Raw genomic sequence first — 24,114 nt, 5'->3', positions numbered from 1 at the left:
AGACAGTCCAGTTCTTTGTAAATAGACTAGGCAGTCTAGTTTAACTTTTTTGCAACTCCAGATTAACCAAGGAAGCGTGTCAGGATGAGTATTATAACAGCCGTCTCAAACTCGAGAGTTTCAATAAGCCTACTGCTTACCATTTCTCTTGCTGCGTGTCAGGGTGAGGTGACTCAGCATGCTGGGTCACCAATAGTGCAAACAGTGACTACCGCCACGCTTACCCTCTCCCCTCTTATCATCATACTCAAGAGTTTACCGGCAAGATTAAGGCCGGTAACACCACAGGCATAGGCTTCGAGTTAGCGGGGAAGATTAAACTCATTGCCGTGGACAGCGGCGACTCGGTTCAATTCGGCCAATTACTGGCTCAGCTAGACACTCGACTGCTCGAAGCCGAACGAGATGAGCTCAATGCCAGCGTGTTACAAAATAGCGCCGATCTGCAACTGGCAAAGAGTACCTTAAACAGAAGTCTGGAGCTGAAAAAACAGGGATACACCTCTGAGCAGACACTCGATGAGCTCAAGGGCCAGCTCAATAGCCTGATTGCCGGTCAGAAAAGACTCAAGGCAGCCGTATATGCCAATGCTCTGAGAATAGAAAAATCATCACTGCTCGCCCCTTTCGATGGTGTGATCAGTAAAAGAAGTAGCAACCTAGGCGAAGTCATCAACTTAGGCAGCGCCATCTTTACCCTAGTCGAGAATAACAACCCTCAAGCCATCATAGGGGTGCCAGTTAATGTGGCACAACACCTGAGTCCCCAACAAACAATATCACTCCGTGTGGCCAATACAGATTATCAGGCTCATATAGAAGGCATTGGCGCCGAAGTTAATTCAGTGACCCGAACCGTACCGGTACGTCTTTCTTTGCCGAAAGACTCAAAGGTACTCAATGGCGAGATAGTCTATTTGGCCTACGAGAAAGAGATCTATCAAGCGGGATTCTGGATACCGATTTCGGCGCTCACCGATGGCATTCGGGGGCTTTGGAACCTGTATGTGCTGAGTTCAGAGCTAAACCTGGATAATCGTGAAACCTTCAATATTGAACGAAGGGACATAGAGATCCTCTATACCAAGAATGACATGGCCTTCATTCGAGGCGCGGTCCATGTCGATGAGGCTTATATCGATCGAGGTCTGCATAAGTTGGTCGTAGGTCAGCGTGTCAAACCCACATCTACAGCTGCCACGGCTGCGAGGTAAACAAGATGGTTAAAGCTTTAGTAGAGAATGGACGCTTAGCAAGCTTATTTATCGCCCTCTTGATAGTGGCTGGCTTAGGCGCAATATCCAGCTTACCGCGAATGGAAGATCCCGATATTACCAACCGCTTCGCCTCGGTGATCACTCAATATCCGGGAGCATCGGCCGAACGAGTCGAGGCCTTAGTCACCGAAGTATTGGAGAATCGTCTACGCAGGTTAGAAGAGCTGAAACTGATCCAATCTACATCCAGGCCAGGCATTTCGGTTATTCAACTCGAACTTAAAGACAGTGTACAAGATACAGCTCCTGTGTGGTCCAGGGCGAGAGATCTCATCGCCGATGCCAAGCCGATATTACCCAAGGCCGCACAGAATCCACTACTGGACGATCAAATTGGCTATGCCAGCACCGCCATTTTAGGACTGGTTTGGAAAGGCGGCGGTGAAATTCGTACCGATATGCTCAACCGTTATGCTAAAGAGTTACAGAGTAAGCTCAGGCTGCTCAGCGGGACAGATTTCGTCAAGCTTTATGGTGCCCCTACCGAAGAGGTATTGGTACAACTCGATGGCAACAAGGTCAATCAGCTTGGACTCACCCCGGCGTCCATAGCCCGTATTCTCAGTAACGCCGATACTAAGGTGTCTGCCGGAGAGATTAATAACAATAACTTCAGAGCCCTGATTGAAGTCTCCGGAGAGCTCGACTCACTCTCGAGGATCCGCCGAGTACCGTTGAAAGTGGATGATCAGGGCCAGATTATCCGCTTAGGCGATATCGCGACCATAGAAAAACAAGCTAAGACACCAGCCAATTCCATTGCCCTCATAGAGCTGGAGCAAGGTGTGATGGTGGCTGCCCGCATGCTCAATAATACCCGGGTGGACCTCTGGCTAGCCAAAGTCAGAGTTGAAGTCGAGGCGATGCAGGCATCGGTTCCGGCCAATATCGAGATCCAATGGCTGTTCGATCAAGAGAGTTATACCAGTGACAGGCTCGGCGGCTTGGTAGGGAGTCTACTCTTAGGTTTCCTCATTATTCTGGTGGTCTTGATGCTGACCTTAGGTTTGCGCAATGCCCTCATCGTATCTCTATCTCTGCCTCTCACAGCACTCTTCACCTTAACGTGCATGAAGTACATCGGCCTGCCTATCCACCAAATGTCTGTCACCGGCCTGGTAGTTGCGCTGGGGATCATGGTCGATAATGCCATCGTCATCGTCGATGCCATCGCCCAGCGAAGACAACAGGGCTTATCGAGAGTCGAGGCGGTCGGCGCGACGCTGAAACACCTATGGTTACCTCTGGCTGGCTCGACCATCACCACCATGCTCGCCTTCGCCCCGATTGTTCTTATGCCCGGTGCAGCCGGGGAATTTGTCGGTGGTATCGCCATCTCGGTCATGTTTGCCCTGCTGGGGTCATACATCATCTCTCACACCTTGATAGCCGGCTTAGCGGGCCGATTCGGTGTAGAAGGAGATCAAGACAAATGGTATCAAAGAGGCATACGTTTGCCACAAGTCAGTAAGCTATTTAACGCTTCGCTGACCCTGGCGCTCAAGCGCCCTCTGCTATCAGGCTTGTTAATAGGCATCTTACCTATCACAGGCTTCATTGCTTCGGGTCAGATGACAGAACAATTCTTCCCGCCCTCAGACCGGGATATGTTCCAAATTGAAGTCTATCTTCCCCCCCATGCGAGCGTGGCGAGTACCCGCCATCTCGTTGAACAAATGGATCAACAGCTAAGAGAGACTCAGGGCGTGACCCGTATAGACTGGGTCATAGGTGGCAATACGCCTTCTTTTTATTACAATCTACTTCAACGCCAGCAAGGCGCGAGCAATTACGCTCAGGCCATGGTCAAAGTCGAAGACTTCGACACCGCTAACCGTCTCATACCTCAGCTGCAACAAGCCCTCGATCTCGCCAATCCGGAGGCGCAGATATTAGTCAGAAAGTTGGAGCAAGGCCCTCCCTTCAATGCCCCGGTTGAACTAAGGGTATTTGGCCCTAACTTAGATCAACTCAGGCTGATAGGCGATGAAGTCAGGCGCATCTTAAGCGATACCCCGGATGTGATACACACGCGAGCCACGCTAAGCGCTGGAGCCCCCAAGATATGGTTTCAGGTCAATGAAGATGCCAGCTTGATGAGCGGCCTCAATTTGACTGAGATAGCCGAGCAGATCCAAATGGCCACGACTGGCATCAATGGCGGCAGTATCTTAGAGCAAACTGAATCGATCCCTGTGAGAGTCAGGCTACAAGACAGTACTCGGGAGCAGCAGACCAAGCTATCTGAGATCAACCTGGTATCCTCATCGGGAGCTGGCATTCCCTTATCGGCCCTCGCCGAAAGCCAGATCCAAGTCAGCCGCGGTGCGATTCCTCGCCGTGATGGCCAGAGGGTCAATACCATAGAAGCCTATATTGTCAGCGGCGTGCTGCCTCAACAGGTACTCGATGATGCTAAGGCGCGAATAGACGGGCTTAACTTGCCTGCGGGCTATCATATAGAAGTCGGCGGTGAGAGTGCTAAACGCAATGAGGCCGTAGGTAACCTACTGTCTAATTTGGTGTTGGTCGTCACCTTACTATTAGCAACGGTTGTCTTGTCATTTAACTCATTCAGGCTAACGGCCATTATTCTGTTTAGTGCGATGCAGTCGGCGGGACTCGGTTTACTGGCTGTCTACCTGTTCGGCTATCCCTTTGGCTTCACCGTGATCATCGGCCTATTGGGTCTGATGGGCTTAGCCATTAATGCGGCTATCGTCATCCTGGCCGAGCTTGAGGACCAAAGTGACGCCAGAGAAGGCAATATAGACACCATAGTCAGAGTCGTATCGGGCTGTGGCCGTCATATCGGCTCCACAACCATTACCACAATCGGCGGCTTCCTGCCCTTGATTATTGCCGGTGGTGGCTTCTGGCCCCCTTCGCCATCGCGATTGCCGGAGGTACCTTGCTCACCACCTTACTCTCGCTGATCTGGGTACCTACTATGTATAAACTCATTATGAGGCCAGTAAGAAAATCTAAAACACACATAAACCCAAGAGAGTTAGTCACCGAAAACAATTAAGTACACTACATCCAAGGGAGTCATTTTTGGGCTCCCTTGCTACCACATAAAATAACTCTGCCAAGTGTTATAGTCTCATGCTAACAAGGTTAATAAAAATGTGTCGTGGCGTCTCGACTATAAAAAAGCCAGCAATAAAGCTGGCAAGACTCTTGATTTAACAATATCTAAATCACCTTATTACTCTTACTAATCATTGATTTTTCACGATTACTATTGAATGACTGGGGGAGTATGCTCCGATTAAAAGTAGTAACTAACTGCTAACTCAACCTTATTATCGTTGTCGATAATGTCAAACTTATTACCAACGTGCTCAACATCACCTTTAGTTTTTGTGTAGGTATGGCTAAGCTCTACCCACCATTTGCCGTTATCGGTAAACGCCATTCCTGCACCAGTCTTAATCTTGAGTACATCGACCTTAGCGCCACCTGATTTACCATCTTTACTATCGATATCAAGCTGCATGAATTGGGGCTGAACCACGATATATGAGCCTGTATCATCAAGTTCCCATGAACCAAATAAGTTAAACTGATAGCCCTTAAGGTCGAACTCGCTATTATTAACACCAGCCTTGGCATTGCCGACAACATAAGCGACATTCGGGAACACGCTGATTGATTCGCTTATCTGAATTTTAGCAATTGCGCCTAGAGCAATTAAATCGGTACCAAGGCTAGCATCTTCAGTGCTGCTCATCTTCCAAGACTTCATATAATCAACACTGAATCCTATTTGAGGAAGTACACCTTCACTTACATCGAACACTTGGAAATAACGTAAACGAGTATTTTGAGCTAGGCGATCATCGTCTGATGGCTTAGTTGCTGAAGTGTGCTCAACAAGGCCAATGAAGTTATTACCCTCTGAATACTGGCCAGCAATGCCGCCCATAACGTTAAGATCACCTTCGTTAGATGTAGAACCACTGATGAATGTATTAACTTGAGTTAAATCACTGGGATTTACATGAACTTCTTCAGAAGCAACTGCTGAGGTAGATAGAGCAATCATAGAAGCTATTAAAGTGGTGTTTAATTTTGTCATTCTCATCTCTTAAATGTTATTTGTTTGCGGTATGACGGTATTAAACACCATTAATTTTCTCAAAAACACACTAGGATTAATAGTTACTATTAGTGTTTTGCAGAAGATGTTCAGAGCCTGTATTGCGATCGATTGATAAGATATGTAGGCTGTGATCATCTCTATCTTTTGGGTTAAATACCTTGAATACCTGCTGCATTAACGAAGTAAGCGAAGGAATTTAGATCTTACAGGGAAGGTCTTGATGATAGCAACGGGGAACAGAGTTCCCCACGATATTTTAACTCAGGTTTTTTACAGTTTTTTTTAGCAATGAAGAAAAAGTAGCAAGTTCATCTTTAGAAAAGTTATCGAACACATTTTCCAAACAAGAATGAGCCAGAGCTTTCCCTTTGGATGCAGTTTCGATCCCCTGCTTTGTTATGGCTAACGAATAACTACGCGCATCATCTATGTCTGGTTTTTTCTCTACCATTCCAGCTCGTTCTAATGCTTTGATCAATTGGGTTATAGCACCTCTACTTTTCATCATTCTGTCAGCGAGTGCTGCAGGTGTTTTATATTCCCCTATTTCTAGCTCTAGCAATAAAACCCACTGCATTTGAGTGATTGAAAGATCTGATTCTACGAACATACTTTCTAGTTTTTTGTTCAGTAATCGACTGCTAATCCCAAGCAATCCACCCATATTTGATTCTGCTCTCATGTTTTCTCATGTGAAAAGTATAATTAAACCCAAAGTAATTTAACCTTAAACTTGATTTGGTGCAAATTTATCTATATTGTGCGATTCAAGTTTAAGCTTAAACCAAATAGGCATGTCAATGAAAGTTCTGTATATCACTGCTAACCCCAAAGAAATTAAAGATTCAGTTTGCCTATCATTAGGCGAAGTTGCTCTAAATGAATTTAAAGCTAAGCATCCGCAAGTTGAGGTAACGACTCTTGATGTATGTGCCAATGAATATGCACATATCAATGGTGACACCCTCAAAGATTACATGAACCCGCATGGTTTATGTGGTCTAGCTGCAACTGATTTTGTTAGTTACGATTATTTTATTGTTGTAGCTCCAATGTGGAATTTGACAGTTCCATCAGCTCTTAAGGCATTCTGGGATACCGTCATAATTCCTAATATTACCTTCAGATATAATGAACAAGGTCGCACTGAAGGTCTTTGTAAGGGCTCTATGCTTTATATCGGTGCCCGTGGTGGTGACTATTCATCAGAGTTTTTACAAGATATCGCTTGTGATGATCGCATGATGAAAGGCATTGCTGGAATGATTGGATGTAAATATCAATCTTATGTCGCTAATGGCGTAGGCGGTTATCGTCAGCGCTCTGTTGCAGACTGGGTCGATTTTGCAGCTAATGACGTTATCAGTGCAGTAGGCGAAATGTAAAGTTTTAGGCTTCCTAATACCTGCCCCTGCCAATAGAGAATTGGCAGGGGCTTTTTGTATCAATAAAGCACCAAGTTCAATCTGCTTCACTGATAGTATTGTCACTGCATCTGCTAGTGCTGCCATTGGGGTTAAACGCTTGCCAACACCACAACTTTGAATATATGTTTCACTTAATCACCCTTCTGCTTATTTCTTACTCTGTTCAGCCTTTGGCTTAGAAAACTCAGCACTTGCTGTTTGAAAGTCGAAACCTTCCCTTTTAATACGCTCGTAAACACCACAAGGCCGGCAGCGCGACACTTATCGATAGCACGAGTAACAAAATAGAGCTCAGGACTTTGACTGACAACACCAAATTCAACGCCTTCGTTATCACTGCAAGTTTTGCGAGTCGTTACCTGCGAGAACTCGGCAATAAGATTGCAAAATCTGGTGAGTGTTTAAGTATAAGGAGAGGTTTTCAGCTAGATACAAAAAAGGCCGCTTAATTGCGACCTTGGAATGAACATTCGATTATTTTTCCACCGTTCGAGATAGTGCAGGGATGAAAAACGCGATGCATAATACAGCATACACACAGAAGGCTACTACCATCCATTCAGCCATAGACAGACCTAGAATGTATATCGGTATCTCATAGCATGATCCGACTGGCAAAAACATAGATGGAAGCCATTCATGCAGTGGCATCCATGCGGGGAAGTTAGGCACGAATGAACAAACTGCAAATGGCGATGGGTTAGTTTGCATATCTAGGAGCTCAAGCGCCACGCTTAGCCCCTGAAAGGCGCTCATACCCCATATCGAAACAGCGGTAAACCTCATGAATCTATTTCTATGACCATAGAAGCCAATTAGACCAGCGATAAGGAGACAAAATGTCGCTAAACGCAGATAGACACACATAAGGCATGGTGCCATATCCATGACATGCTGAAAAAATAGGGCACTGGTTTCCAGCCATAAAGCTGAGCCAGCCAAAATACCCCAAGCAAGTTTAGAGTGAGCAAAGTCTTTAAAACAGTGGAAGATAGAGCAAAAACTTAGATTTCTCATGAAAATAAATAGACCTTAGATTATGAATAGAAAATGATTTCTTAGCCATTGTAGATATGTGAACCATGTTCATCAGCAAGCATTAAATCATTCAATCCAACACTAAATACAACCAATAATCATAGTAATCACCTATTTACAGGTACAAAAAAGGCCGCTTAATTGCGGCCTTTTAATGAGTGTCTCGACTTACTTAGCTTGCTGTACTGCCAATGTGTCGAAGATAGTGAAGATTGTATCCAGCAAATATAGCTTCATCATGCCTAGTCCTGAAGGTTCACGATATGCGCCAGAGATAGCGACAATATTGCCTGTAACATGGTCGAAGGCTGAGAACTGGCCATTAACACCAACCATCATAGAGATCTTGCGGCCTGTTACTGGATGCGTAGCTGTGCGCCACTGGTCTTTATAGAAAGCATTTTCAAAAAGCATATGCTCATAAGAGACCTTTGGCCATGCCTGCTTAACTCCATCATCGCCATTTTTAACAGCATCTACATAAGCTTTTGGAAGTACTTGTTCGCCTTTCCAGTTTTTACCGTCATTAACCATCAAGAAAGAACCGATGGCAAAATCACGCACAGTGACATTTAAAGAGCCAGAAGCTGCACTTTCTTTAGCTTGGTTCACATACATGGTCGCTTCAGAGTTAAAGCCACCTTTTGACCATAGGTACTTATCGAAGAACTCAGAAAGTGTGAGGCCTGAGCTACGGGTGATAGCAACACCTAAAATCTCTGTGTTGATATCTTTGTACTCGTAAACTTCACCAGCTGGATATTTAGGTTCGACATGCTTAACGAACTCGGTTAGATAATCGCTAAATGTTTCAAGATTCCCAAGTGCATCCGCAGGCGGTACCAGATCACCATCATCATTTCTTACAAGGCCACTGTAACCAACAACAGAAGGCATTGAGCTATCCCATGAGCCAGTGGTACCAGCTCCATAGCTACCCCAATGGTAATCAGGACGGTTAGCAGGAAGATCTATAATACCAGTTGTCATATCTGCAAAGTTTTGAAGCGGGATGTTTTCAAACTTCCTTCCCTTAAACTCTGTTACGTACTTGCCCGCTGGATCTGAAAGCTTTAAAAAACCCTCTTCCTGAGCAATAAATAGAGCCATTGAGGTAAATGACTTATGAGCTGACATTAAGTGATTCTTAGTGTTCTTGTCGGTGCCATTCCAGTAATCTTCGGCAAGGATCTCACCCTTTTTATTCATTACCACGTAATTCTGCATCGAGGCTCTATCGCGCATTACGTCATACAAACTAATCTTTCTGTTTGGAATAAGGTCATCAATCATGATCTTGCTGACATCCAAACCGCCAACAAGTTTCATTGGCATTTTTTCAGTTGGCGCACTGATCACTGCATGGTAATGATAAAGGTGTGAATCGGCCAATGTAAGCGGCACTAGACGTGCTTCCTCCCAATTCTTAACACCAGCGCCAAACTCATTCAAATTCGCCTCATACTGAGCATTAGGCTCATGATAAGTCACATTTGCAGACGCACCAAATGCAACAAAAAGAACTGACAAAGCGATTACTGACTTTTTCATGTCTACCTCGGGATTAATATGATTTGTGTTTTATATGGGACTATTAAGGAAATGTTAAAGGCTGCTTAATTGCGGCCTTTAACATTGGTGTTGATTTAGCTTGCTGGTACTGGCGTGTTATCAATAATTACAGAGCCTTTACCTGCACCGACACTGTCAGTTTGAATGATCATTGTTGTTTTGGTCGGTGTAACACTGAATACAGTTGAAGTTACTGTACCCATTAGATCACCACGTCCTTTCCAAACTTTATCAGAGCCTAAGAAATCCTGAGCCTGCTCAACTGTAAACTTGTCATTGGCTCCTAAGAACGAATCAGCGGCTTTCTGACGCTTCAGAGAGTTAGCGGCAAAGGCTTCATCTACAAAGTCATAATCAACGTATAGCGAGTGGTTAGTGTGCGCCTTAGCATTGCCATATGAGTAATGCACTTCTGCAGGATAACCATTTTCAAGACTGAGAACCTTGCCAGAGCCATCAGCAACGGTATATGAGAAATAGGCTGAGTACTTATCGTTAGCTTTGAAGATATCAATTAGATCTGCAGTTTTCTCAATGTTGTAGGCATCCCATGAGAGATAAAATGAAGGTGTAACACCATCACCGATTATCTCACCGCCTGCTTTTTCTCTTGCAGTACCTTCAGTAGCATTAGTGGTCATTAGCATCATTTGACCGCCTTTAGCGATGCCGCCGAACGGGATAAGTCCAGCCCATGTTTGGATAACACTAGTCTTACCATCAAGGCCAGTATGCTTAAGCACAATTAAGCCAGTGTAGTTAGCGGCCATGTAATCGAAGTTAGCCGCGCCCATGGCGTAACCATTCTTTTGGTCTTGAGCTGCGACAGTGCATTTTGCTGGTGCAGCGGGGTTATAAGCAGGCTCTGTTTCTGTTTGTAGGAATCCCATACCGCCATTCATCTGACTTTCTAAAATAGCCTCATCAGACATTGCTACTGATAATAAGAGCTCAGGAGTGCGGTTTAGCGACTCTGACAGGCCTTTGATATAAGCAGCGGCTTCAGGACTGGCAACCTTAAGGCGATTAAATACATCTTTAGCCTCAAAGCTCTTTGAGATTGAGATAACATTTAAGCCGTCTAGCATCATGCCAAGGGTAGAATCAAAACGGTCAATTGAATCTAATATCTGATCTTTAGCAACCTCACCAACATGCTTACCAAGTTCGTAAGACGAACCGTTAAACTGTATTTCAGCGATTTGGTCAGTATGTTGAAATAGTTTAGCCTGAGCTGTGAATGTAAATACTGTGCAAAGTACTAATAGTGCGATTAGTGACTTTTTCATGTCTACCTCAAAATTGTATGGTTTGCGTTTTGTATGTGCCCATTAAACACCCTAATTAATGATGATTCATCATTAAAGCAATTGGTGTCTCTTAGTGTTTAACAGCCCTTATCAGGTAGGTATAAAAGACCGCTAAATTGCGGCCTTTATGTTTATTTATTTGATGTTGGCTTTTATCGCTGGAATGATTGTATGAAAGTAATTAACCAAGTATCGCCGCCAAGCTCTAATACTCTGAACTGATCTTTATAGAAGCCTTCAGCTAAGTCGGCTTCTTTGCCTTTACCCCATGCAGAGCTAACCTCATCATTGCCCTTAGCCTTCACAGAAAAGAAAAATATAACTTAGGTCACACTGATTCATGTCGCTTTTAGATCTATATCAATTCATTGATTGTTAAAGTGATTTAGATTAACACTACAAAAAAATAAGAGTGGACCTCTACATGAATTATAAAAACTGGCCAATTGCGAAACAGATAGGGACATTAGCGTCAATTTTGACCGTCGTCGTATTCGGAATATTGAGTAGTATCTCCTATCTCACAGCCGCCAATGTGTTGGAAGACAAAGGGATCAGTGCCATACAGGCACAAATGCATGGCACTTCAGACTTGATAGAGCTGCAGTACAGTAACCTACTCGCCCTAGCTAGGCGTAACGCCGATGTTTTACGAGCAATGTACCCGGGCCAGTTTAGGAAACCAGATAAAACCGTTCGCGTGTTAGGAAAAGCCACACCGGCACTGGCTCACGAAAGAGAGCAGATAAATGCCTCTAAGAGTAAGGTCGACCGTTACTCAAATCTCACTGGTGGTAATGCCACTGTGTTTGTCCTCGATGGTGATGACTTCCTGCGGATTTCGACCTCACTGAAGAAGGCCGATGGCAAACGCGCCTTAGGGACATATCTGGGCAAGAAGCATCCGGGATATTCACATTTAATCAAGGGTGAAGAGTACGAAGGCTATGCCAAGTTATTTGGCAGAGATTATATGACTGTGTATCGCCCGATTAAAAATATCCAAGGCGAAGTCATAGGTATTTTATATATCGGCTTTGATATCACAGAGTCATTAACTGAGCTTGAGCGGTCAATGAACCAACTAAAACTCGAAGAGTCCGGTTATTTCATGCTTATTCGGGAAAGTGATCAATCTATCGTCACCCACCCACACTATGAAGTCGGCACAAAAGTGACTGCCCACATGTTAGATGGCCTGACCATGACTCAGGCACTCACTCATAAGGGCTCATGGGAATATACCAATTCACAGAGTCAAGCTATGTATGCCTATAGCGTCAAGATCCCAGGCTGGAACTGGGATCTTGTGGGCATAGCAAAAATGAGTGAACTCAATGAAGAGAGCCTTAAATTACTCAGTATTAACGCCATGGTGGCGGGCGTGGGCATCATAGTGATCACCTTCTTGCTTTCTTTGGTACTCGTCAGAACCTTGAAGCCTTTACAAAAATTGCAGCAACAACTGGATATGTTGGGCAAAGGAGAGCTAAACCAGGACTTTGCCAAACCAAACTTAGACAGTAAAAATGAAGTTGATATGATCACTGTAAGTACCTCTCAGATGGCCGATGGTCTAAAAGAGTTAATATTGGCGCTGCAAAGGTCCGTGAGCACCCTCGAGCTTCAGGCATCACATGCTCAGCAAACCGCACGACTCAACGGTGAGGAAGCTCAATCTCTGATGACACAAACAGATCAAATCGCCACTGCCATCGAAGAGATGTCGATGTCAATCAGAGATGTGGCCAGCCATGCCAGCGAAGGGGCATCCAAGAGCCAACAAGTCGATGTGGCATCACGTGAAGGTCATGGACAACTCAACCTAGTAGTCCAAGGCTTGGCAAAACTCAGCCAACAGCTAAATTCAAGCCATGCCAGTGTCGAGAGTGTCACTAAAGAGAGCGAGGCCATCAGCAAGGTGACCGAAGTCATCAATGGCATCGCCGAACAGACTAACTTGCTGGCGCTCAATGCCGCCATCGAGGCCGCCAGGGCCGGAGAGCAAGGCAGAGGATTTGCCGTCGTCGCCGATGAAGTACGCACCTTAGCCCAGAGAACACAAGCGTCTATCACAGAAATAGAGCTGACCATCAATCAACTCCAGTCTCAAGTGAAAACAACCGCATCTCAGATGGCACAGAGCCAGCAACTAGGGGTGTCATCGGCAACTCAAGGTGAAGAGGCCAGTGGTCAACTCAATCAGATCACTAACAGCATAGGAGAGCTCGCCATAGCCTCGAGCAGCATAGCCAGTGCTACAGAACAACAGAGCGCCGTCGCTGAGGAGATCACCCGCAATCTGCATCAAATCACAGAACTTGCCCGAGACGGCGAACAAAGAGCCGGCGAGACTGTCGATTCAGCCATGGAGTTGTCGAATATAGCCGCCGAAATAAAGCAACAGATCAGCATATTTAGGGCCTAAATAAGTTACTGACTTACTATAAACGAGTGACGAGATAACAAAGAGGGACGCTTCATACCCCCTACTACTTCTCGTTACTCTAAACCTGCCAATATCATATCTAATATCAATTAAATAGCTGGTAAGGCGACTCTTGCTTAAAGCAAACAAACTGTAAATCATTCAAGCTGGATTCCGGCCACAAGCATGCCGGAATGACGTGTACCTTGAGCCTTCTGGCTCTATCTTGAGCCTTCTATAGCTCCAATAAATAAAAAGCCCCGCTCCTTTCTCAAGGGCGGGGCTTTTTTAGTATCGACTAGAGCGAAAAATAATTAATCTTTATTCTCTGTATCTCTGTCCATATTCTCGGTGTTCTCAAGCCAAAGGGCATTGATAATGCCGAATGAACACGCCAGCAATACTCCGAGTATCCAAGCAAAATACCACATAGATTAAACTCCTTATTAGTAAAGTGACGTCTTATTGTCTTCGATGAAACTGCGAGATAAACGGCCGAACATCTTATAGTAAGTGTAGATAGTGTATGAAAGCACTATCGGGATAAAGATAATCGCAGCCCAAGTCATCACAGTCAGAGACGTTTCACTCGCCGTGGCATCCCACATGGTCAAGCTCACGTTTGGCTCCAAAGATGAAGGCATGACGAATGGGAACATAGCTGCACCACAGGTCAAGATCACGGCTGCAATAGCCAATGAACTAAACAAGAAGGCGAAACCAGAACGATTCAGGCGACTGGCGACGATGACTAAGAGTGGCATGAGAAGTCCTAAAACAGGGAACATCATAGTCACAGGATACTTGTCATAGTTTGCCAACCAGGCTCCAGATTCGACAGCAACTGTCTTCATGGTTGGATCCGAAACCCCATAAGTATCGAGAGCTGAGGTGATCACATATCCGTCAATACCATTGACCAGCCAAACACCGGCAGCACCAAACAAGACAAACAATAATAAAGCGAGTACCTGAGCCGCATTCGCAGAACGGGCTCTCAAATCACTCTCAGTCTTCATCTGTAACCAGGTTGCCCCTTGCATCATAAACATGCTGACGCAGATAAGACCCGCGATGATACCGAAAGGATTCAACAAGCCGAAGAAGCCACCATGGTAAGTCGCACGCAAGTACTCATCAAAGTTGAATGGTACACCTTGAAGTAAGTTACCAAATGCGACACCTATGATCAGCGGCGGTACGAAGCCACCGATAAACAGCGCCTTATCCCATGCTGAACGCCATCTTGGATCTTCGATTTTAGAGCGGTAGTCGAAACCTACGGGTCTGAGGTATAAGGCAAACAGCACCAACATCATCGCCACATAGAAGCCCGAGAACGACACGCCGTAAACCATAGGCCAAGCTGCAAACAAGGCACCACCGGCGGTGATGAACCATACCTGATTACCATCCCAATGAGGGGCAATGGTATTAATCATAATACGACGTTCGGTGTCATCTTTACCCAGAATAGGCAAGAGAGCACCCACCCCCATATCGAAACCATCTGTGACGGCGAAACCGATAAAGAGCAAGCCTATCAGCGCCCACCAGATAAATCTTAACATTTCATAATCAAACATAATCAGATCTCCTTTTAGGCGTCCAGATTTTCAAAATGATAACGACCCGTCTTTAGACTACTGGGTCCCATGCGAGCAAATTTAAGCATTAGATACACTTCGATCACCAACAGAATAGTATAAAAAGTCGTAATTGAGATGATACTGAACCAAAGATCACCTACGGTAACACTCGATGCGGACATGAAGGTTGGTAAAATCTCTGAAATAGTCCAAGGTTGACGACCATATTCAGACACAAACCAGCCACACTCGATGGCAATCCAGGGCAAAGGCAAGCTATACAGCGCCGCTTTCAGTACCCAAGGTTTCTCTTCGATACGATGACGTGTACTTTGCCAGAAAGCAGCAGCAAACACGAACAGCATAATGATCCCCGATCCCACCATGACTCGGAAGGTCCAGAACATAGGTGCAACGCTTGGAATAGAATCCTTAGCCGCTGCGATTATCTGCTCTTCTGTCGCATCGACTACCTTATCGGTATAACGTTTCAGCAAGAATCCGTAACCTAGATCAATTTTAGCTTCTTCAAAAGCTGCAAGTAATTCAGGTGACTTATTACCTTCGCGTAATTCAGTCAACATGGCATAAGCTTTCATACCATTGCGAATACGAATTTCGTGGTCGGCAATAAGATCATGTAACCCAGTCACTTCTTCATCTAGAGAACGTGTGGCTATGATCCCCATTGCAAATGGGATCTTAATGGCATAATCGGTTTCCATAGTTTCCTGATTAGGGAAGCCTACAACAGTAAATGAAGCCGGAGCCGGTTCTGTATGCCACTCGGCTTCGATTGCAGCCAGTTTGACTTTCTGCACTTCACCGACTTTATAACCTGATTCGTCACCGAGCACGATAACCGACAGAATTGATGCTAAGCCGAAACTCGCGGCTATCGCGAACGAGCGACGAGCAAACGGTAAGTCTCGTTTCTTAAGGATATAATAAGAACTGATAGCCAAGACAAACATGGCGCCGGCAACATAACCAGAAGCCACGGTATGAACAAACTTAACTTGAGCAACCGGGTTAAATAACACCTCTCCCCAGTTCGTCATCTCCATTCGCATGGTTTCATAGTTAAATACCGATCCCACAGGGTTCTGCATCCAACCGTTGGCAATCAAGATCCACAAAGCAGACATGTTAGAGCCAAAGGCGACTAACCAGGTAACCGCCAGATGCTGGCGTTTGCTGAATCTATCCCAACCGAAGAAGAACATGCCCACTAAGGTGGATTCGAGGAAGAAGGCCATCAATCCTTCAATTGCCAGTGGCGCCCCAAAAATATCGCCGACGTAATGGGAAAAATATGACCAGTTAGTGCCGAACTGGAACTCCATAGCTAGCCCGGTAGCGACGCCCAAAGCAAAGTTAATACCAAACAACTTACCCCAAAACTTGGTCATATCTTTATAAACCTGCTTATCAGTCATCACATAGAGTGACTCCATGATAGCCAGCAAGAAAGCTAAGCCCAAAGTTAAGGGAACAAACAAGAAGTGATACATGGCTGTCATCGCAAATTGAAAGCGAGAGAGCTCAACAACTTCTTCTAAAATCATTAGTGACTCCTTAGGTGGTGCAACCATCAACTAAGATTAGATCCCCATCAATCAAAGTTAATGCCTATTGAGGAATTTTATTTTAAGCCTTTTACTCACTCAGCAGCGGTAAAGAGAGGCTAAATATCGTTTTTTACAAAATGTTCGAAATAAGCACGATAATGTTCAAATCAAGCCAATTCCATGACCAAGCTCACAACAAAATATATATTTGCGATAAGTACATGGCTAAAAAATAACAAACTAGAAGCTAAATCTTTATTATCAAAAACTTAACCAAAACACAGACTATTCTCACCGCTATTTTATACCATTCAAATTTGATTCAAATCAATCAATCACTAGGGTTAACATGGGTTTTGTGGCTAAGGACACAGTTCACTACACGACTTTGTTGACCAAGCCTTAATACCATGCTAGGAAGTCAGCCACCTCTAATATAAATCAGAATTTCACCCTCTTACAATAATTTTTTAAACAAACCTTAATAAAAACAAAACAAACATCAATTAACATCAAATAATTTTAGGCTTAAAAACCAACCAATAAATCATAACTAATTGTTTTAAATCAAGTTTACATTAAAGATATATAAATAAACCATAAATAAAAACCAATGTTGATTAGTTTTAGTAATGATTAAGTATAATTTTTCTCGCTTGATGATTAATCCATACAAGAATAATATACGTCTTGTGCTCAGGAGCGACTAATGTAATCCGGTGAAGTAGCCCGGTCTAGTCAAACTCCGCTCACATAACCCTTTAACTGTGTGGAGATACCATTATGAAAAAATTTTTGAATCGTTTAGCAAACAACTATAAGCGTGTTTTTGTTGAACTTTATACTGCTAGAGAACTTTAAACTTCCACTAGACTAGACAGATTTACTTGAAGTTTTGTTAGCGCAAAACGGCCACCTAGCTGATTCAGCTAGGTGGCTTTTTCATATCTAAACCTATCAAAAACCCCTGCCCGCACAGGTTAGCTAAAGCCTAATCAAGCAACAACTTATATACTAGTTGAGTCTATTACTAATCGCTAGCTCAGCATTTACACTCTTGCCAACAGATCTGCAGCTAAGCATGTATTTATCACTGTTTAGTACATCCTAACTCTCTAATACACTCATAACTCTCTATTTAGTAGTGAATAAATTATAGGTTTTTTTCCATAAAAAAAGAGCATCGAAATTTTCGATGCTCTTTTTTACAAGATTTGCTTAAGTTAAAATTTAAAAAACTAAGCTAAGTTTAGACCTTGCTAAATATCAGTTTAACCCAGTTTTACTCGCGCGTTTCTGAACATTCTCATCCAAGGGCTGTCTTCACCCCATGAATCAGGGTGCCATGAGTTTGCCACGGTTCTAAACACACGCTCAGGGTGAGGCATCATGATGGTCACGCGACCATCGGTGCTACAGATCCCCGATAGTGCATTTGGCGAGCCGTTAGGATTCTGTGGGTACTTAGTGGCAATCTTGCCTTGACCATTCACATATCTCAGAGCAATGGTGCCGGAGGATTCGGCTAATGCCATGGCTTCAGGCGTTGCAAACTCGGCGCGGCCTTCTCCATGTGATACAGCGATCGGCATACGCGAGCCTTGCATGCCTTCGAAGAAGATTGAAGGGTTTTTCTGTATCTCCACTAAGCTAACACGAGCCTCGAAACGCTCGGAACGGTTACGTACAAAGCGCGGCCAATGTTCGGTGCCAGGAATGATCTCTTTCAGTGTGGATAGCATCTGACAACCATTACATACACCCAGAGAGAAACTGTCTTCACGCTCGAAGAACTGAGTAAACTGCTCACGGGCTCGAGTATTAAACAAGATTGACTTAGCCCAACCTTCACCAGCTCCCAGCACGTCACCATAAGAGAAGCCGCCACAAGCCGCTAAGCCCTGAAACTCATCTAAGGTGACACGACCACTGAGAATGTCACTCATGTGAACATCACGACTCTCAAAACCTGCTCTGTCGAAGGCTGCAGCCATCTCCAGATGCGAGTTAACCCCTTGCTCACGTAAGATAGCCATCTTAGGTGCTGCACCTTTCAAGATAAATGGTGCGGCGACATCTTGACTCGGGTCGAATTTAAGGTCGACAGTCAAACCAGGCTCGCTTGCATCATGCTTAAGCTTGAACTCTTCATCGGCACACTCAGGGTTATCCCTCAGTGATTGCATCTTATGCGTGGTCTCGGCCCAGATAGTCCTTAGCTCGGTACGCGACTCGACCAGTATTGCTCTGTCACCATCATTGATCGTTATAGTATCGTCAGCCGTTAGGCTGCCAATAACGTGACAGGCAACGCCCGCGGCATTGAACTTAGCAATGATGGCTTCACTTTGTGAACTGCTAACCTGAATGACACCACCAAGCTCCTCATTAAAGAGTCGCTCAATATCAGTACCGTCTACATCGGCAAGGTCGATATTAAGACCTGTGTTGCCCGCAAACGCCATCTCAACCAAGGTGGTAAATAAACCACCATCACTGCGATCGTGATAGGCAATAACATCACGCTGCGCGACTAGCGGCTGTATCACCTCGAAGAAACCACGCAGTAAACTTGAATCTTTCAGATCCGGCGCACTATCGCCAAGCTCACTGTAAACTTGCGCAAGACACGAACCACCGAGGCGGTTATTGCCAGCGCTCAAGTCAATCAATAACAGCTCAGTCTCACCTTTATCGGTGCGAAGCTCTGGCGTGACTGTGTTGCGGATATCTTGTACTGCACCAAACGCGGTAATGACCAGCGACATAGGAGAGGTCACCGACTTATCGACGCCCTCCTCTTGCCATGCTGTCTTCATCGACATCGAGTCTTTACCGACGGGAATAGTCAAATCAAGCTCAGGACACAGCTCCTCGCCGATGGCTTTAACGGCTTCATAGAGGCCGGCATCTTCACCAGGGTGACCCGCAGCAGACATCCAGTTGGCAGACAATTTGATACGCTTGAATGAACCGATATCGGTACCGGCTATGTTCATGATGGACTCGGCAACAGCCATACGTGCAGAAGCGCCAAAGTCCAACAGTGCAAGCGGAGTACGCTCACCCAGAGACATGGCTTCACCGGTATATGAATCGAAACTCGCGGCCGTCACGGCGCAATCGGCAACAGGGACCTGCCAAGGGCCCACCATCTGATCGCGGTTAACAAGACCCGTCACACTTCTATCGCCGATAGTGATAAGGAAGGTCTTCTCGGCGACGGTGGGTAATCTGAGTATGCGGCGAACAGCATCTTTAATATCAATCTTACTTTGATCGACTGCAGGAGACTCGGCTTTGGCACTGACCACATCACGGCTCATCTTAGGTGCTTTACCTAATAACAGCTCCAGTGGAAGATCGATTGGCTTATCATCAAAATGCGCATCACTCAATGATAAGTGACGCTCTTGTGTTGCGACGCCAACGACAGCGAAAGGCGCACGTTCACGTTCACATATAGCAATGAAGGTATCTAGGTTCTCTGGCGCGACTGACATAACATAACGCTCTTGAGACTCGTTACACCAGATCTCAAGCGGGCTCATGCCAGGCTCATCCGATGGCACATCTCTTAATTCGAACTTGCCACCACGTTCGCCATCGTTAACCAACTCAGGGAACGCATTAGACAAACCACCCGCGCCCACATCGTGGATAAATTGGATAGGATTGTTATCACCCATCTGCCAACAACGGTCGATCACTTCCTGACAACGACGTTCCATCTCGGGGTTTTCACGCTGAACCGAAGCAAAATCGAGATCTTCATTTGACTCGCCGGATGTCATCGAAGAGGCAGCGCTGCCTCCGAGTCCGATATTCATCGCCGGACCACCCAGTACAATCAGCTTAGCGCCGACGGTGATCTCACCTTTCTGTACATGTTCTCCACGAATGTTGCCCAGACCACCGGCAAGCATGATCGGCTTATGGTAGCCGCGCACTTCGATGCCGTTATGACTGCTTACTTCCTGCTCGTAGGTACGGAAATAACCTAATATTGCCGGACGACCAAATTCATTGTTAAATGCCGCGCCGCCCAATGGGCCTTCAGTCATGATATCCAGAGCCGTTACGATACGCTCAGGCTTACCGTAATCGGCTTCCCAAGGCTGAACAAAACCTGGGATCTTAAGGTTCGATACACTAAAGCCCGTTAAACCGGCTTTTGGCTTAGAACCACGACCAGTCGCACCTTCATCACGGATCTCACCGCCAGAACCTGTAGCGGCACCTGGATATGGGCTGATCGCCGTTGGATGGTTATGAGTTTCAACCTTCATCAGGATATGCATAGGCTCTGTGTGGTAACTATACACACCATCATCTTCCGGGAAGAAACGGCCCGCAGTATAGCCTTCCATCACAGCGGCATTATCTTTATAGGCAGAAAGCACACCATCAGGAGTAACGGCGAAGGTATTCTTGATCATCTTGAACAAGGATTTTGGCTGAACTTCACCATCGATGGTCCAATCTGCATTGAAAATTTTATGACGACAATGTTCTGAGTTTGCCTGAGCAAACATCATCAGCTCGACATCATTTGGGTTACGACCCAATTTAACGAAGTTTTCGACTAAGTAATCGATCTCATCGTTCGCTAAGGCTAGACCAAACTGTGTATTGGCAAGCTCAAGCGCACTGCGGCCTTCACCTAAAATGTCGACACTCTTGACGACTGCTGGCTCTGTACGCACAAACAGCATAGCCGCCTGCTCGAAGCCAGTAAGGATGACTTCGACCATGCGGTCATGCAAGAGTGCAGTCAGAGACTGCTCTTGCTCGGTCGTTAGCACATCAGATTCTACATAGTAAGCAATACCACGCTCTAATCGCTTAACTTTATTGAGACCACAGTTATGGGCAATATCGGTAGCCTTAGAAGACCAAGGAGAAATTGTACCTGGGCGTGGTGTGACAAAATGAAGTGTGCCTTGTGGCGCATGGGCTTCGATAGCCGGGCCATAGGTTAGGAGTTTTGCAAGTTGCTGGGTCTCGTTCTCGCCGAGAGACTCAGTTAAATCTGCTAAATGTACGTACTCAGCATAGATGCCAGAAACAGGAAGCAAAGCGGTTTCACAAGCTTCCATTAACTTTTGAACTCTAAACGCCGATAAAGCTGGGGCTCCGCGGATGATCTCCATCACGTCATTTCACCTTATATATTATAATTGCAGGGTCAGAACTGGCGACATTATAGGGAAAGATGACAGACAAAGCACCCGTAGTTACTGGAGAAAACAGTGTTCTGTGTAACGAAAAATAGACCTGTATGAATTTTGTTCTCAGTTGGTTCCTAAACGGGAATTAATCGAGTATTTAGATCATAATCTTAACTAGCACTTCGCCTTGACGCGATTACTTTTCGTACCGAAAATACTGTTTTTATTCAGTTCGCGAGCAATATGATATAATCGTCCGCTACGCCCATGAAAAGAACGAGATGATTTAGCGATAAATGAAAAATATTCTGTTTGTTTTACTTACACTTACTTTACTGGCTGGCTGCCAGAAAGTGGCTGTGGAACAAACTGAAGTGATGCCAGAACCTGCAGCTAAAACAACATTAAATGTAGGTACTCTCTATGGGTCACAAATTTTCGTCACCACAGGACAAGGTGAAGCAGGTTTCGATTATGAGATGGCTTCACGTTTCGCCGAGTATCTGCAACTCGATTTAGAGATGAAACCTTACCCCAACATAGGTGAGCTTTACACTGCACTTAATAATGGTGACATCGACTTTATTGCGGCGGGTCTTGCAGACACACAGAATCGACGGGAAAAGTTTCGTCTAGGTCCGCCTCTTTATCGTGTTAATCAAGTTTTAGTTTATAAGCAAGGCACAAGAGTGCCCAAAGATATCTCTCAATTAGAAGAAAATATCACGGTCATCACAGACTCATCTTTTGTTGAGACCCTGTCTCAACTGCAGAAACTATACCCGAATCTCCTCTGGGATCAGGAAAAAGATAAAGACAGCGAAGAGTTGATGAGCATGATTGCCAGAGGCGATATAACTTACACCATCGCCGACTCGACCACTTTCGATATCAACCGCCGATTTATGCCAGAGCTCCGCGCTGGTCCCATATTGAAGGAAAGACAAGCCATAGTTTGGTTACTGCCCCCACATCAAAGTGATCAGTTGATGAGTGATCTCTTGACCTTCTGGCACCAAGAGAAACGCACTGGCACGCTGGCACATCTCAACGAAAAGTATTTTGCCCATGTTAAGCGCTTCGATTATGTCGATACTCGTGCATTTCTGCGAGCCATAGATAACAAGTTGCCGAGATACAAAGAAAAATTCCAATTTTATGCTGGTGGTATAGATTGGCGTAAACTTGCCGCGACCGCTTATCAGGAGTCTCACTGGAACCCTAATGCTCGCTCTCCCACAGGAGTCCGGGGGCTGATGATGTTAACCTTGCCTACAGCAAAGCAGGTAGGGATCGCCAATAGGCTAGATCCAGAGCAGAGCATCAAGGGAGGCGCTAAATACCTCAATGATATTTTAAAGCGCTTACCGGACTCTATTCCGGAAAATCAGCGCATGTGGTTTGCCTTAGCATCCTATAACATCGGCTATGGACATGTGGAAGATGCGCGTAAGCTCGCCGAGTCTATGGGACTCAACCCCAGTGCATGGAGAGATCTTAAAGAAGTGCTTCCATTGCTGCAGAAACGTAAATACTATAAGCGTACCCGATATGGTTATGCTCGTGGTAACGAAGCGGTCCATTATGTTGACAGCATTCGCCGCTACTATGACACCTTAGTCTGGGTAGATAATCAGAATCAAATGATAGAAGATGAGAAAGCTCGAGCCGAAGAAACTCAAGTGGTCGAGCTTTCTAATAAAGAGAATAGTGAACTATCGGGTGCACAACCTCAGTAAGCAAGTTACGCACTCAAGTGAAACACTGACACAGAATAATCAGCACACCCATGCTTTTCACTAGTACTAATGGATTTGACGGAAATATAATGAAAAAGAAACAAATGAAATTTAGCTCTACCACCAGACGCAGAACCCAGCAAAAATCCAAACATCTACGCACTTTAAGCCGACAGAAAATGTTCTTCTCGTTTATCCAGCCAACTGAGTAATAAAGGTGTTTGCCCTTAATCTAAACAGGCAAACACCTAAGCTTAGTATTCAGAGTTTACTACTTCTCAGCCTCAAGCCTCTTCTCTAACTTCCTTAGCTCTTTTTTCTCTTTGCGCCGACGCCTGAAAAACTGACTCAGTTGCTCACTACATTCATCGGCTAACACTCCGTCACTGACTTGCAGCTGATGATTAAAAGCCGGGTGTCTGACCAGATCGATAACCGTTCCTGCCGCCCCTGTCTTCTCATCTTTTGCCCCAAAAACCAGACGTTCGATACGGGAATGAACGATAGCGCCGGCGCACATGGCGCACGGTTCCAAGGTTACATAAAGAGTAGTACCCAGTAGACGGTAGTTCTCGATCACCTTTCCAGCCTGACGCAAGCACTGCATCTCGGCATGAGCGGAAGGGTCGTGTAATCCAATACAGTAATTGAAACCCGCACTGATCACCTGGCCATCTTTGACTAACACGGCCCCTACAGGCACCTCACCGACCGCTTCGGCTTTACGGGCCATCTCCATCGCCATTGACATGAAGCGTTTATCTAATGCCAGCTGTGAAGCGTGTTCATCGGGCTGATCTTGGAACTCTTTTTTCTGCTCAGACAAGGGGGATTCCACCAGATAATACCAGTTCTATTAACGTCCTTTTTCAAGGATCAAAAAA

Annotated in this window: 13 protein-coding genes and 2 pseudogenes; 5 read left to right on the top strand and 10 right to left on the bottom strand. The window is 45.3% G+C overall.

What is annotated here, in order from left to right:
* Positions 1-84 precede the first annotated feature (84 nt).
* Positions 85-1,214, top strand: a pseudogene (locus tag FM037_RS09450) (efflux RND transporter periplasmic adaptor subunit).
* Between the two features lie 5 nt (positions 1,215-1,219).
* Positions 1,220-4,308: pseudogene (locus FM037_RS09445) on the top strand (efflux RND transporter permease subunit).
* 243 nt (positions 4,309-4,551) lie between these two features.
* Here the strand turns inward: FM037_RS09445 and FM037_RS09440 are convergent.
* On the bottom strand, positions 4,552-5,361 hold the full coding sequence (locus tag FM037_RS09440; protein WP_229381133.1) for a hypothetical protein: 810 nt from the start codon (positions 5,359-5,361) through the stop codon (positions 4,552-4,554).
* A 280-nt stretch (positions 5,362-5,641) separates the two neighbouring features.
* A complete protein-coding gene (locus FM037_RS09435; RefSeq protein ID WP_144045786.1) occupies positions 5,642-6,067 on the bottom strand; it encodes a MarR family winged helix-turn-helix transcriptional regulator in 426 nt (141 codons plus the stop codon).
* A gap of 118 nt (positions 6,068-6,185) precedes the next feature.
* On the opposite strand from FM037_RS09435, the gene FM037_RS09430 reads away from it, so the two are divergent.
* A complete protein-coding gene (locus FM037_RS09430; RefSeq protein WP_185976996.1) occupies positions 6,186-6,770 on the top strand; it encodes an NAD(P)H-dependent oxidoreductase in 585 nt (194 codons plus the stop codon).
* Positions 6,771-7,286: 516 nt separating this feature from the next.
* On the opposite strand, the gene dsbB is transcribed toward FM037_RS09430, so the two are convergent.
* The 3 genes from dsbB to FM037_RS09415 all read right to left on the bottom strand — a co-directional run bounded on the left by dsbB (position 7,287) and on the right by FM037_RS09415 (position 10,711).
* Positions 7,287-7,829 (bottom strand): disulfide bond formation protein DsbB, encoded by a 543-nt coding sequence (gene dsbB, locus FM037_RS09425; RefSeq protein ID WP_144045784.1) that lies wholly within the window; start codon positions 7,827-7,829, stop codon positions 7,287-7,289.
* 189 nt (positions 7,830-8,018) lie between these two features.
* Positions 8,019-9,401 (bottom strand): serine hydrolase domain-containing protein, encoded by a 1,383-nt coding sequence (locus FM037_RS09420; protein WP_144045783.1) that lies wholly within the window; start codon positions 9,399-9,401, stop codon positions 8,019-8,021.
* Positions 9,402-9,496: 95 nt separating this feature from the next.
* Entirely contained in the window at positions 9,497-10,711 is a 1,215-nt protein-coding gene (locus FM037_RS09415) for a C45 family autoproteolytic acyltransferase/hydolase (protein ID WP_144045782.1), read from the bottom strand.
* 445 nt (positions 10,712-11,156) lie between these two features.
* Between FM037_RS09415 and FM037_RS09410 the strand changes: the two genes are divergently transcribed.
* Positions 11,157-13,160, top strand: coding sequence for a methyl-accepting chemotaxis protein (locus FM037_RS09410; protein WP_144045781.1), 2,004 nt, complete (start codon positions 11,157-11,159; stop codon positions 13,158-13,160).
* 314 nt (positions 13,161-13,474) lie between these two features.
* On the opposite strand, the gene cydX is transcribed toward FM037_RS09410, so the two are convergent.
* The 4 genes from cydX to purL all read right to left on the bottom strand — a co-directional run bounded on the left by cydX (position 13,475) and on the right by purL (position 21,473).
* On the bottom strand, positions 13,475-13,591 hold the full coding sequence (gene cydX, locus FM037_RS09405; protein ID WP_012324199.1) for a cytochrome bd-I oxidase subunit CydX: 117 nt from the start codon (positions 13,589-13,591) through the stop codon (positions 13,475-13,477).
* Positions 13,592-13,606: 15 nt separating this feature from the next.
* Positions 13,607-14,746, bottom strand: a complete 1,140-nt coding sequence (gene cydB / locus FM037_RS09400) for a cytochrome d ubiquinol oxidase subunit II (protein ID WP_144045780.1) — start codon at positions 14,744-14,746, stop codon at positions 13,607-13,609.
* Between the two features lie 14 nt (positions 14,747-14,760).
* The gene (locus FM037_RS09395; protein WP_144045779.1) at positions 14,761-16,317 is read right to left on the bottom strand and encodes a cytochrome ubiquinol oxidase subunit I; all 1,557 of its coding nucleotides are present in this window, start codon (positions 16,315-16,317) and stop codon (positions 14,761-14,763) included.
* Positions 16,318-17,591: 1,274 nt separating this feature from the next.
* On the bottom strand, positions 17,592-21,473 hold the full coding sequence (gene purL, locus FM037_RS09390) for a phosphoribosylformylglycinamidine synthase (protein ID WP_144048908.1): 3,882 nt from the start codon (positions 21,471-21,473) through the stop codon (positions 17,592-17,594).
* Positions 21,474-21,787: 314 nt separating this feature from the next.
* On the opposite strand from purL, the gene mltF reads away from it, so the two are divergent.
* Complete coding sequence (gene mltF / locus FM037_RS09385; RefSeq protein WP_144045778.1) at positions 21,788-23,230, top strand: membrane-bound lytic murein transglycosylase MltF; 1,443 nt, start codon at positions 21,788-21,790, stop codon at positions 23,228-23,230.
* A gap of 271 nt (positions 23,231-23,501) precedes the next feature.
* Here the strand turns inward: mltF and tadA are convergent, their stop codons facing one another.
* The gene (gene tadA, locus FM037_RS09380) at positions 23,502-23,981 is read right to left on the bottom strand and encodes a tRNA adenosine(34) deaminase TadA (RefSeq protein ID WP_144048907.1); all 480 of its coding nucleotides are present in this window, start codon (positions 23,979-23,981) and stop codon (positions 23,502-23,504) included.
* Positions 23,982-24,114 lie beyond the last annotated feature (133 nt).

Origin of the sequence: Shewanella psychropiezotolerans (genome assembly GCF_007197555.1) — a bacterium.
Classification (GTDB): Bacteria; Pseudomonadota; Gammaproteobacteria; order Enterobacterales; family Shewanellaceae; genus Shewanella; species Shewanella psychropiezotolerans.
The sequence above is the reverse complement of the archived record's forward strand: the minus strand, read 5'-3'. Positions and strand labels throughout refer to the sequence as shown.